General features: G+C 59.4%; 12 protein-coding genes. 4 read left to right on the top strand and 8 right to left on the bottom strand.

What is annotated here, in order from left to right:
• The 4 genes from ACH2ED_RS21175 to ACH2ED_RS21160 form a co-directional block, all read right to left on the bottom strand.
• On the bottom strand, positions 1-146 hold a 146-nt coding region (locus tag ACH2ED_RS21175), incomplete at its 3' end, for a glutaminyl-peptide cyclotransferase (RefSeq protein WP_395094720.1).
• Positions 147-166: 20 nt separating this feature from the next.
• Positions 167-1270, bottom strand: coding sequence for a DegT/DnrJ/EryC1/StrS family aminotransferase (locus ACH2ED_RS21170; RefSeq protein ID WP_395094719.1), 1104 nt, complete (start codon positions 1268-1270; stop codon positions 167-169).
• Complete coding sequence (locus ACH2ED_RS21165) at positions 1267-2361, bottom strand: sugar phosphate nucleotidyltransferase (RefSeq protein WP_395094718.1); 1095 nt, start codon at positions 2359-2361, stop codon at positions 1267-1269. Before ACH2ED_RS21165 ends, ACH2ED_RS21170 begins: the two co-directional genes overlap by 4 nt.
• The gene (locus ACH2ED_RS21160) at positions 2358-3161 is read right to left on the bottom strand and encodes a sugar phosphate nucleotidyltransferase (protein WP_395094717.1); all 804 of its coding nucleotides are present in this window, start codon (positions 3159-3161) and stop codon (positions 2358-2360) included. Before ACH2ED_RS21160 ends, ACH2ED_RS21165 begins: the two co-directional genes overlap by 4 nt.
• 105 nt (positions 3162-3266) lie before the next feature.
• On the opposite strand from ACH2ED_RS21160, the gene ACH2ED_RS21155 reads away from it, so the two are divergent.
• Positions 3267-5759, top strand: a complete 2493-nt coding sequence (locus ACH2ED_RS21155) for an alkaline phosphatase family protein (RefSeq protein ID WP_395094716.1) — start codon at positions 3267-3269, stop codon at positions 5757-5759.
• A gap of 10 nt (positions 5760-5769) precedes the next feature.
• On the opposite strand, the gene ACH2ED_RS21150 is transcribed toward ACH2ED_RS21155, so the two are convergent.
• Complete coding sequence (locus ACH2ED_RS21150) at positions 5770-6975, bottom strand: MFS transporter (RefSeq protein ID WP_395094715.1); 1206 nt, start codon at positions 6973-6975, stop codon at positions 5770-5772.
• Positions 6976-7052: 77 nt separating this feature from the next.
• On the opposite strand from ACH2ED_RS21150, the gene ACH2ED_RS21145 reads away from it, so the two are divergent.
• Genes ACH2ED_RS21145 through ACH2ED_RS21135 form a run of 3 tightly spaced genes read left to right on the top strand, consistent with a single transcriptional unit; the run spans position 7053 to position 9083 of the window.
• The gene (locus tag ACH2ED_RS21145; RefSeq protein ID WP_395094714.1) at positions 7053-7598 is read left to right on the top strand and encodes an RNA polymerase sigma factor; all 546 of its coding nucleotides are present in this window, start codon (positions 7053-7055) and stop codon (positions 7596-7598) included.
• A complete protein-coding gene (locus ACH2ED_RS21140; RefSeq protein ID WP_395094713.1) occupies positions 7579-8037 on the top strand; it encodes a hypothetical protein in 459 nt (152 codons plus the stop codon). Before ACH2ED_RS21145 ends, ACH2ED_RS21140 begins: the two co-directional genes overlap by 20 nt.
• Positions 8034-9083, top strand: coding sequence for a hypothetical protein (locus tag ACH2ED_RS21135; protein ID WP_395094712.1), 1050 nt, complete (start codon positions 8034-8036; stop codon positions 9081-9083). Before ACH2ED_RS21140 ends, ACH2ED_RS21135 begins: the two co-directional genes overlap by 4 nt.
• An 11-nt stretch (positions 9084-9094) precedes the next feature.
• On the opposite strand, the gene ACH2ED_RS21130 is transcribed toward ACH2ED_RS21135, so the two are convergent.
• The 3 genes from ACH2ED_RS21130 to ACH2ED_RS21120 all read right to left on the bottom strand — a co-directional run bounded on the left by ACH2ED_RS21130 (position 9095) and on the right by ACH2ED_RS21120 (position 12158).
• A complete protein-coding gene (locus tag ACH2ED_RS21130) occupies positions 9095-9643 on the bottom strand; it encodes a hypothetical protein (RefSeq protein ID WP_395094711.1) in 549 nt (182 codons plus the stop codon).
• Positions 9640-10179, bottom strand: coding sequence for a YcxB family protein (locus ACH2ED_RS21125; protein ID WP_395094710.1), 540 nt, complete (start codon positions 10177-10179; stop codon positions 9640-9642). Before ACH2ED_RS21125 ends, ACH2ED_RS21130 begins: the two co-directional genes overlap by 4 nt.
• Positions 10180-10250: 71 nt before the next feature.
• Positions 10251-12158 carry a DUF6785 family protein gene (locus ACH2ED_RS21120; protein WP_395094709.1) on the bottom strand — a complete coding sequence of 636 codons (1908 nt, stop codon included), beginning with the start codon at positions 12156-12158 and terminating at the stop codon, positions 10251-10253.
• Positions 12159-12302 lie beyond the last annotated feature (144 nt).

Here is a 12302-nt window from a genome sequence, read left to right as displayed (position 1 = left end):
TTGCCCTCTAGCCCGGCACTCTCGTAGAGCAGACCATTGTGGAGCTCCAACCCTTCGGTAAAGGCATCCGTGTCGTGGGGGTAGGTATTGACCACTTTATAGCCGTATGTCGGTGGCTGTTGCGGGCGGGCGAACTGTCGGGGCATCAGGGTATCCTCCAAAAAATCTAGGGGCCAAAGAAATCACGGACGCTCTGCGCCACACAGACGCGCTGCGCCTCGGAAAGTTCGGGAAAGATCGGAAGCGAGAGCACTTCCAAGCAAGCCCGCTCGGACTCAGGATGGTCGCCAGGAGCTCCCCCGAAACGCTGCGTGTAGGCGGGGGCCAGGTGCAGCGCGACCGGGTAGAAGATCCCTGTGGCGATCCCACGCTCTGCCAGGAATGCCTTGAGTGCCGCTCGCCTGTTCGCTAAGACACGCACGGTGTACTGGTGAAACGTGTGGACATTGCCGGCACGGGTCTCGGGGAGCACCAGACCCTCAATGCCCGCGAGCGCCTGATCGTAGAACGCGGCATTGGTGCGGCGTGCTTCGTTCCAGACAGCAAGGTGCGGCAGCTTGACACTAAGGACCGCCGCTTGCAACGCATCTAAGCGCGAGCAAACGCCCACTAAGTGGTAGTCGTACTTGCCGCCAGAGCCGTGGAAGTGTAGCAGCCGGAGCTTGGCAGCCAGGGCATCGTCGTTGGTGAGAATCATCCCCCCATCGCCCGCCGCGCCAAGATTCTTGGTGGGGTAGAACGAGAGCGTGGTCAGCGCGCTCCACTGCGCCACTTCTTTTCCGTGCTGTACGGAGCCGATTGCCTGCGCCCCATCGCCAATCAGAGGGAGGCTAAAAGTGCGCAGCCCCTCCATATCGGCGAGCTGTCCAAACAGATGCACCGGGACAATGGCTTTCGTCCGGGAGGTGATTTTTTTAGCGACATCGGCGGGGTCGAGCGTGAAGTGCACGGGGTCAATATCGGCAAAGACCGGGGTCGCGCCCAGTAAAACAACCGTCTCTACCGTGGCCACAAACGTGAAAGGCGGCGTAATTACTTCATCGCCCGGGCCCACTCCCAGAGCCATCAGGGAGAGGAGGAGTGCATCGGTACCATTGCCCACTCCGATCCCGTGCTTAGCACCGCAGAGCGCTGCGATCTGATTCTCGAATGCCGTCACTGTCGGGCCGAGAATAAATCCCCCCGTGTCCATCACGTGCGAGATCGCCGCATCAAGCTCAGACTTGAGCGCGGTGTACTGGGCGGGGAGATCCGCCATAGGAACCGTCATTCGATCCGAGTTCCCTTACGAAGTACCGTTCCCGCAGCCAAAACCGAGGGAACCGTCACAACGGTCTCGGCTTCGATGTGGCACCCATCATCGAGGATCACTCCGGTGAGCTGTGCGCCTTGCCCGACAATCACACTTTCCTGGAGGATGCAGTCGGTGAGGGTTGCGTTAGCCTTGATGCAGCAGCCCGGCCCGATCACCGTCCTGCCGGAGAGAGACACACCCGGCCCGATCTTGCTCCCCGTGCCCAGATGCACCGTGGGGGCAATATGCGCCGTGGGGTCTACCTGAACATTCTCCATTGCCCAGTAGCCCAGTGCCATCCACTCGCCAGGAACCTCCACCGTGATGTCGCGTGAGAGAATTGCCTGCGTCGCTTGCCGGTACTGTTCCGGACGGCCTATATCCAGCCAGAATCCCTGCTGGGAAAGCGCATAGATGGGCTTGCCTTCCGCCAGAAACTTAGGGTAGGTCTCGCGCTCAATAGAGACAGGGCGGCCCGTGGGAATGGCATCGAGCGCCTCGGGCTCCATGATATAGATTCCCGCGTTGATATAGTCCACACCCGTGGACTCGATATGGGGGTTGGAAACCAGAGCTTTTTTCTGTGCCTCACTGGGCTCGCGAAACTCCTGCACCCGCCCCTCGTCGTCCGTCACAATCACGCCGTAGGGCGAGGGTGAAGGAACATCTTTGAGGGCGAGAGTGACCAGAGCCTTCTTGCTTCGGTGAAAGTCAATGATTGAGGAGATGTCAAAGTCGGTCAGAATATCGCCATTGAGCACGACCAGCGTGTCGCGGCCCGCGACTGTCTGTGCATTTTTAATCGCACCGGCGGTTCCTAGAGGCGTCTCTTCATTAACGAACTGCATCTTCACTCCAAAACGCGAGCCGTCGCCAAAGTGTGACGCGATCTGTTCGGACATGTAGTTGGTGCAGAAGATAATCTCATCAATACCGTGGCGCTTGAGGAGCGCTACCTGGTATTCGAGAAACGGGCGGTTCACCACGGGGATGAGCGGCTTGGGGCGAGTGTAGGTCAGAGGGCGAAGGCGGGTTCCGGCCCCCCCCGCAATAATAATACCCTTCATAGTTGCAGCGTCTCTTTCAGATAAGTGCGCAACGCTGCGCCGTATTCGGGATCGTTCATAGCGAAAGTCACAAAAGCTTTGAAGTAGGTCTCAAAGCCTCCAATATCGTGGCGTGTTTCTCCTGGCAACAGTGGCACCGCACTGCCAGGCACTCCTGCACGAAGCAGGAGCTGCAGAGCATCGGTGAGCTGAACTTCGCCGTTTTTTGCGGGCGGCGTTTTTTCAAGTGTCTCAAACAGGGTATCGGGCAGGACGTAGCGTGCCGTTACCGCAAAATCACTGGGAGCATCTTCCGGCGCGGGTTTCTCCACAATGTCGCAAACTTTAAAAGTCCCCCCATTCCTAGGGGCGGAGGGGGCGGGGGCGACCACTCCGTATTTCGAGAGCCGCTCACGAGGGACTTGCTGCACGGCGATGGCGATGGGCGAATCCGCGGCCAGCACACGGCGCGTCAGTCCTCCGAGCGTCGGTTCCTCAAAGACTGCATCCCCCAGCGCAACCAGGAGGCGCGATGCCCCACTCGCCAGCGCACGGGCTTGTAGAATCGCATCACCCAAACCGCGCATCTCGGGCTGGAGCGCGTAGCCAAAGCTCTCACCGAAGTGTTTGCGAAGAAACGCTTCTTTTTGAGGAGAGACGACAAAGACAATGCGCCCCACCCCAGCAGCCTGGAGCTCGGCAATAATGCGCTCCAGTGCCAGCGCGCGGCCCACAGGAAGCATTTCCTTGGGAATAGCATCGCTCAGCGGTCTCAGGCGAGTGCCCAGACCAGCGGCGGGGACGATGGCGACCACAGACATAGCAGACAATAAGAACGCCGCACCAAAGCGCGGCGCGGCGTAAAACCTTCAGGAAAGGATACCCCAACTTCGGCGCTCTGTCAAAAACACAGCTACAATAGGGGCATGAAGAAACCCATCGCGACTGCACTTGCGCTCAGTTTAGCCGGAGGAGGGCTCTGGCTCGCCCGTGCGCGCCAGACAAATGCCTCGACAAACGCGCCCCTGCCCCTCGCCAATGGCAAGCGCATCACCCCACTGGGAGAGCAGGTCAATGTCGGCTCGTTCCCCACCACGCTCCTGCCGTCCCCCGATGGAAAGTTTGTGATCGTGAGCAGTTTAGGGGCACGCTCACAGCTCACCGTTTTGGATGCCAAGACCGGGAAAGTGGTATACACGGTTGTCCCCAAGCCTGTTGGTAATAAAAAACCAGGGCTGTACTACGGGCTTGCTTATAGTGGGACAGTGCTCTACGCCGCGCGGGGAGCTGATGATGTCGTAGATAAGTACTTTTTCCCTGTGCTAGAAGGGCATATCTTAGGCGCAAGCACCCCACCAGACTCTACTCTTTCTGTTCCTAAGGCCGCAGGGGTAGCAGTGGCAAATGATGGTAGTGGTTGGATTGCAGTCACCAGCAGTGAGGGCGATCCTAAGAACGGGCTGAGGGGGAGCATGACGCTCTTTGGGCCGGGTGAGGCGACGAAGAAAATCGAGCTTCCGGGCTATCCACTGGGCGTGGCGTTTGCCAGCGGGAAGTTCTATGTCGCCAGTGAGCAGGCGGGCGGTGTGGATGTAGTAGATCCCGTGAGTGCGAAAGTGCTACGGCGCATCGAGACGGGAGCACAATCAACGACGCTTCTCGTAGAGGGAACCCGGCTTTTTGTTGCCAACGCGGGCTCGGACACGGTGAGTGTGATTGACACGGCGACGGATAAAGTGACGCGGACGATTCTGCTGCGCCCGGCGGAGACGCGTGGGATTCCGGGTGTCACGCCGATGGGGATGGCAGTGAAGGGCAACTTGCTCTATGTGGCCTGCGCCGATCTCAATGCCGTTGCGGTGGCGGATCTCACAACGGGGAGCCTGCGCGGCTATCTTCCGACCGGCTGGTACCCGACGGCAGTGGCGATGACTGGGGGGGGCTTGCTGGTCGCCAATGCAAAGGGCATCAATGCACGCAACCCCAACGGCAAGCCGGTCGCGATTGCGCAGGGGGATAAGCCGCAGTACATTCAGAACATTATCGAGGGCACGGTCAGCCGCATTGCGAATCCGATGCCGACAAAACAGACCACGGCGCAGGTGCTGGCAAATAATGCATTAAATCAAGCAAGGCAGACGCTCAAGAACCCTGGCATTGAGCACGTCATTTATATCGTCAAAGAGAACCGAACCTACGATCAGGTGCTGGGAGACTTAGGCAAGGGCAATGGCGATGCGAGCCTGACGCTCTTTGGCCGCGACGTGACGCCGAACTTGCACGCGCTGGCGGAGCGCTTTGTGCTTCTGGATAACTTCTACTGCGCCGCGGAGGTCTCCGGCGATGGCTGGAACTACTCGGTGAGCGGGATGGCCAGTGAGTATGTCGTCCGCAATGTACCCTACGGCTACACCGGCAAGGCGCGCCCCTACGACTACGAAGGCACCAACAACGGCGCGGTTCCCGACCGGCTGGGTGTCAGAGATGTGGGCACCGCGCCCGGCGGCTACTTATGGGACAAAGCCATCGAGAAACGCGTCTCGATTCGCAACTACGGCATGTTCACCGACTCGCTGGCCGCGCCCCGTACCACTCCCGAGGAAGGCACGACCGATGAGCGCACGACGCCGCTTAAGAAAGCCCTGATCGGAGTCACCAGCGACGAATTCCGGGTCTATGACACGAGCTTTGCCGACTCCGAGGCGTGGCTCAAGCACGGTCTGCCACCCGCGCCCAAGCAGAAAGTGGCCTACGGCAAAAAAGGCGATAAATCGCGCATCACGGCATGGCGACGCGAGTACACGGAGCTGACTGCCTCCGGAAAGATGCCTAAGCTGATGCTGGTGCGCCTGGGGCGGGATCACACGGCGGGCACAGCAGCGGGTCAGTCCAGCCCCCGCGCCATGGTCGCCGACAACGACTACGCGGTGGGCCAGCTTGTGGAGGCGGTCAGTCGCGGGCCACTCTGGAAAAAAACGGCGATCTTTGTGCTCGAAGACGATGCCCAGAACGGCTACGACCACGTGGATGCGCACCGCTCGATTGCCTTTGTGATCAGCCCGTTCGTCCCTCGGGCCACGCACGATAGCCGTTTCTTCAACACGGACTCGATGCTGCGCACTATGGAGCTACTTTTAGGGCTGAACCCCATGACTCTCTACGATGCCACGGCGGCGCCCCTCACGGTCTTTGGAGCGAAGCCCGACAACGACGCGCCCTACACGGCGATCTTGCCCAGTAAAGCAATTATCGGGGAGGTCAACGGACGCACTGCCTACCGTGCCAAAGACAGCGAGCGCCTGCTCAACCCACTGGTCGAGGAGTCTGAGGCCGACGAGGAGCTCAACGAGATCCTCTGGCGGGCGATTAGAGGCGCAAACAGCACTCCGCCTGTGCGCCGCTATAGCTTGATTCGTTAGTTATCCACAGTTATCCACAGGCTGTGGATAACTTTCGGGCAAAGAGGAGAGCGGCAAGGAGTGCAAGCAACGCCGCCGCGAAGAGTACCGGGCGTGGCCCCAGGCGATCACCGAGCGTCCCGGCAAGCAACGTCCCGAGCAGGCTCGCTCCCAGCCCCCCGACTTTCGTGACCGCATTCACACGCCCTAGTAACTTCTCTGGCGCGAGCTGCTGGCGCAGGGTGGTCTGATGAATCTCAAAGATCGTCCAGCCCGGGTCGGTGAGGAGCTGGTTGGCGGTGAGCAGCCCGTAACTCAGGGCACTGCGCGTGGGGGCAAGAGGGATCATCAGCATGCCCAGAGGAATCAGCCCGAAGCTCAAGGCAGTGGCGCGGTACACCCCGAAGCGTCGGGCCAGAGGGGCCGCAAAAGTTGCTCCTAGCAGGGAAGTCACGCCTCCGACCGCAAAGACCATCCCCAGAAATTTTGGCTCCAGCGCGAGAGTTCGGGTCATGAAGAGGAGGACCAAGGGGCTCATCAGTGACATCGAGAAAGAGAGGGCGACTTGGGCCAAGGCCAGTGCCCGTAGCAGACGTTGCCGTCCCACATAGCGCACACCTTCAATCGCTTCCTGGAAAAGTCCCGCCCCTTGCCCCCCGTCCAATGGGGGAACGACGCGATTAGGTTGGCGAATGGCTAGAAGTGAGAGAGCACTGAGCAGAAATGTCCCGGCGTCGATCAGTAGCGCCTGCGGGCCACCGAAGTGCTGCACCAGCCAGCCAGAGACTGAGAAGGCACAGACCTCGGCGACGGCGGCGCTGGCGGAGAGGCGGCTGTTGGCGCGGCCCAGTGCTTCGCCCTCGACCAGCTCGGGCAGGTAGCTCTGGTAGGCGATATCGAAGACCGTGGAGAGAATGCCCATCAACGGCGCGACGGCAAAAAGAGAGCCCAGCGTGAGCTTGCCCGTGAGCGCCAGCGCGGGAATGCTCATCACCAGCAGAAAGCGCAGGACATCACAAGCGATCATCACCGGGCGCTTGGCGCGCCGATCCAGCCAGGCACCCGCGAAGAGCCCCAGCAGAAAGCCGGGCAACAGATCGGCCAGCACGAGCAGCGCCATGTCCAGCGCCCGCGCGTGCAGAAACAGCAGCGCACACCAGGGCAGCGCCGTTCGGGTAATCAGCGACCCGAACACCGAGACGGCTTGCCCCACCCAGAGTTTTTGAAAGTCACTCACACAGGCAGTATCGCCGCGCGGAGGAAAATGGTAAACCTTTGTAACGAATGATAGATCTGGTCTGTACTAGGGGTGTCATGCAGCAAGAAGCGTCCGACGAAGCGCTGATGGTACGGGCGCAGGACGGGGAGAGTGAGGCGTTCGCCGATCTCTATGTTCGTCACCGCCCGGCGCTGACGGCGTTTCTGACGCGTTTCACAGGAAGCCCGATGCTTGCGGAAGATTTAGCGCAGGAGAGTTTCGTGCGGCTCTGGGAGGCGCGGGAGCGCTTTGAGAAACAGCGGAAGTTTAAGATCTGGCTGTATGTGGCCGCGAAGAATCTCGCGATCAATGCGCTCAAAGCCCAGCGTGAGCAGATGCTACCCGAAGAGCTTCCAGAGCAAGCGCCACCACGCCCGAGTGCGCTGAGCGAGCTGGTGACGGAGGCCCTACAAGCCCTTCCCGAGCCGCAGCGGCTGGCGCTGGTCTTGACAATCTACGAGCAGTTTTCGCACCGTGAGGCGGCGGAGGCAATGGGGTGCACCGAAGTGAGCGCCCGCGTACTGGCCTTCCGCGCAAGGCAGACACTAAAGCAGCGGCTCGCTCCGCTGCTGGAGAGAGGCTATGAGACAGAGAATATCTGACACATCCTTAGAGGCGCTTCTGCGTCGGGGGGATTCCGCCGTTGAAGCGACGGAAGTCTCTGAAGCGGAGCGTGCGATGCTGCTTGCTAGGCTGGCAGAGATGCCCTCCACAGGTTTCACACCACGCCGTCGCTTGTCAGGGGCACCAACCGCCTTGTTTTTGCTAGCCACAGCCGTGGGACTAGCGATTTTCTGGCCACGCCTCACGCCTCAACAAGTCGCACGAGTCGTCCCAATATCGCCGCATCGAGTTTCAATATCGCCGCATCGAGTTTCAATATCATTTTTGGAGACAGTGGTGACGCATATCGTGATCGTTGCGGACAGCACTTGTCTTTCTGGTGAACCCGTCCCCACGGAGCATATCGTCATTCGGGGTGATGCCACCAGTGTCGTCACTACCATCGAACCCATTGAAAAAACGGAGGTTTCTTTATGATTCCACTTCCTCTCACTATCTCTGTTCCTATCCCGGCTTTTGTTGTTCGGTTGCCCCTGCAAAAAGCGGATCAGCTTATCAGTGCCGATTTCTACGATACGCCGCTACGCTCTGCACTGGAAACACTGTTTAAGAGCGCGGGAATTAGGAACTACGTGATTGATAACGGGGTTTCAGGCACCGTTGCGCTGAAGGTGACACCGTTGCCGTTTGAGAAAGTGCTTCAGCTCATGCAGCGTGCATCAACCAAACCTTTTACCTACACCACTAACAATGGTGTGTGGATTGTCAAACCCACTGTGGATACTTCCAAACCACCGCCCCTCGTTACGCCTACTGCTCCGTTCAATCATAACCAAACTGCTTCCTATGAGAAAATCCTTCTGCGCCACCGGACTCCGCAAGAGCTTGCGGGGCTGCTTGGTGGGATTATCACTTTGCCCTTTACTCCTAAGCCCGGCCCTACCCCGGTTCTCAGCTCGGATGGGAAGCGATTTATCACGCCTCTCCCTAATTTGCGTAGCCTACGACCGCCCGGCATTGACAATATTATCGCGGTGGGAGAGGGAACCCTTCTGGTGCAGGGAGATGCGGCTGACATTGAGGAGCTACGCAACCTGATCCGACAGCTTGATGTTCCCATTCCCAGTGTCGAGTGTCGTGCGGAGGTAGTCTCGGTCAGCGGGGGGAAGCAGAACAGAAATACTCTGCTGGCGTCTCTTGGGACGGGAAAGTCAGGGACGGAGATCAAGGCTGTCAGTAAGTTCTCAGGGACACCTGCGCAGACCTCAAGGCTCGATGTGACGATCAAAGCCACTCCTCTGGGTGACAACTACTTCGAGGTGGAGACACGCTGGGAGGCATCGGTTCCGCTACAAGGCGCACAGAAAGGCCAGCTCGTTCGTTTAGAGAAGACCTTCAGCAACACCCGGCGCATCAAAGCGGGAGACACCATGATGTTTGGCGGCGTGATTGTCAAAGAGGAGCAAGGGGCGGTACACGGCGGCCAGGAAGTTCTATTTTTTCTGACCCTCAAGCCATTCTGAGCCACATCCGTCTACGGCTCTCCGGCAGGCGTTTCTTGAGTTTCACGCACCGGCATTTTACCCTGAAGCTCCGCCACAAACGCAGCGCTCTCCTCAAGATTTATAAAAGCGCGTTTGGGGATTAGTAGTGTCTCCACCCCAATCCGCACGGCGACAATGCGCTCCAGCTCGGTAATTTCTTCCAAGGCCGCCCAGTAGTGCAGTACCTCGCGGTGCGCGTTGTGCTCCACCACCCGCAGGCCACCTTGCTCCAGTGTGAGGGTGCGCTTGGGGCGCATTGTCTCAGGAAGCTTGCCGCTCTCGTCTACTTTCTCCGCCATTTCCAGTCGGCGACGCCAGGTGCTACGCTGCCAGGGAGCCAGCAGAGGGCCTGCTGCCATCCCGATTGCCACGGCGATCAGCACCCACGCGACAACGCTCTGGCCGCGCTGGAGAAACCCGTAGCCGATAATCACCAGAGTCACAATGGCCCGAAGCGGGAACTCCGCTTTCCTCTTGCCGCGCTGGTACTCGATCCAGTCGTAGACATCTTTCAGGCTCTGCTCAAAAGTGACCGTCATGCCGCTTCCTCCTCGCCCGCTGGCTTTGTCGCCTGCGCGGCGGCTTGGCGGGCCTTGATCTCCACCAGAAACGCCGTGCGGACGTCGTCGGTCTCGAAGGCGCGCCGGGGGATCACGACGACCTCCAGCATCCCAAAAGGCAAGAACAAGTGGGTTTCGGCCTCGATCACCTCGCTGAAGCTCGTCCAGTAGATCAGGCGCTCGCCACGGGTGCTCACCACGCGCAGGCCGCTCTCCTCAATGGTTACCGTGCGTGCGCCCAGCCACTGCTGGAAGCCATCCGAGTTCACCCAGCGCTTGCCCTTACGCTCCCGCCACTGCGGCAGGGATTTCAATAAATAAAGTCCGAGCGCCAGTGCAATCAAAAGCGAGAGGCTGTCGGAGGCGCGGGAGACCAGCATCCAGATCACCACAGCGAAAGCGACCGCAATCGTATCGTTCTCCTTGCGTTCTTTCTGGCGGCGCTCCGGGCGCTGCCAGAGATACTTCATCAGTGCCACGCCGTCGTCTTTTGTTAGCTCGTAGGTAATGCTCATAGTTGTGTATTCCTTGTACCCCCAAGGACAACACAAGCGCAGATTTGGTTACCACCCCGTGAACTGGGGGGCTACGGCCAAAACGCATACGTCGGCACTTCGCGGGCAATTCCGGTGAGGTTCCAGAAGCCGCCCATGAGGCACTCGCCGAGGATAATACCTAGAAAGAACGGGACACACTTGCGGTAGAATCCAAGGCCGCCATAGCGCAGGATGAGAATTTTCACGACCCAGGCGACCAGCATCGGCACCCACAGAACGCTCATTCCCCAGCTCGACGCAATCGCGTAGCCGACCGGGTGAAACGGGAAACCGATCCAGCGGCCACGGATCATATTCAGCACGAGCGTGAAGCCCAGCCCCACCAGCACCGCCATGCCCTCTTGCGGGTGCGGCGGCTCCGGGATGCCCGTCCAGTTGGTGTAGCGATTCCATGCCTCGCGGCCAAAGATCTCCATCACATTGGGCGGCGCAATCGCACCGGCGGCACCGTAGGCATAGGAAAGATGCAAGAGCGCCCAGAACGCGCACAGTGGCCCTAGAACGGCGGCTCCGATCAGGGCGTAGAACATCCCCTTCGTGCCCAGTTTGCTCTGCTCCGCCATCTTCAGCGACTCGATTCCAATGGGCATCGGGTGGCCACGATAGGCCCGGTTGAAGCCCCACCAGAAGCTCAGACCGATATGATCCTCGCGGGAGAATGCCGTCGGGCCGAAGATCTTAGGGAGCATGGTGTCCGCTCCAGCGTGGTGCAGGTCATGGACGGGCGGGCCGAGCTCGGCGCGCATGCGGGTGACAGCAATCGCGATTCCCAGATAGATAATCATCGCCACAGCAATCACTAAAAAGCTCAGCCCGGAGAGCCGGAAGAAGATCACCAGAAGCGCTAAACAGACCAGCACGCCCCAGACCGCGCTCTTCTGGGAGATCGGGTCGTTGGGGTCGGGCGTCTCTTTCTCCTCGTTGAAGAAGACCCGTGCCAGCCAGCTAAAGTGCCGCCGCGCCGCCCAGATCGCCCCGATCCCGATGCCCAGATAGGCTCCGAGTGCCTGCGCATCGGTGTACGGGAAGTTGGGCGTCTGGTCCCAGGCCAGCCACGCGGAGATCACCAGCTGGAGCTTCCAGAACAGATAGAAAAACCACGATGAGAAGATCAGATCCACCGGCAGCAGCACGCCCAAGGCGATCCCAAACGGGTAGAAACCCACGGGCAGCCAGCCAATCGCACTCCAGGGGCGCGTGGGAAAGTTCGTGGCCTGGTCAACGTACTTGAGCTGGATCAGCGGCACCTGCGGATTGAGCACCGCCACGCCGTTCCAGAGCTGCAAGACCACCGCAATCAAGATTCCGGCCCAGAGGACTTTGTTCTTGAGCAGAGGAGCCCCCGGCGCAGTGAGCTCCAGCGGGAGCTGGATCAGCGGAAAGGCCAGCTTCTCACTCTCAGTCCAGCGGCGACGCAGGAGCACATTGAGAAACATAAAGAGCACGACCATCGTGGTTAAAAAACCGCACCAAGAGAGGGTAGGCATCAGCCAGGCACGTAAGTGGTCTGCCTGGTAGAGAGTTGAGTGGCCTTCAAAGTAGGGCTTGAGCGCGTCTTTGTCCGTGACCACTAAGTGCTTAGGGAGCCGGGGAATCAAATCTTGCTCCCAGTTATTGGTGGCATTGGCACGATAGACCGGGTAGGCGAGAATGGGCAGGAGCACCTCAATAGTATCGTGGCCCGCCAGTGCGGAGCAGATATTGAGCATTGCGTAGAGCGTCAGGAGCTCTAGCCGGGAAAAGACAGCTTTGGGAAAGAAGCGCCCCACAAGGCCATTGAGCGCCAACAAGACACAGAGCCAGAAGATCGTATTGTAAAACAGCGAAATCGTGGTGGGGTGCCCGGCATAGCGCATCACCTCGGACTGGATGATCCAAAAGGCATTGAGGGGAATGAGGAGCAGCGCCGCAAAGAAAAAGCGTCCACGAAGAGGCATGTCTCTATATTCACCACAGAGGAGAGAAAAACCCTCTTCCTGAACCTAATCTTGTCCCATATCTTTTCCCGACAGGGCTGACATCGCCATTTGCCAGCCCTCTTCCAAACCATCTAAACGACGAAGCCCAAGCCACAAACTTTT

Source organism: Armatimonas sp. (assembly GCF_043757465.1).
Lineage (GTDB): Bacteria > Armatimonadota > Armatimonadia > Armatimonadales > Armatimonadaceae > Armatimonas.
This window is presented reverse-complemented; position numbering and strand designations above follow the sequence as displayed.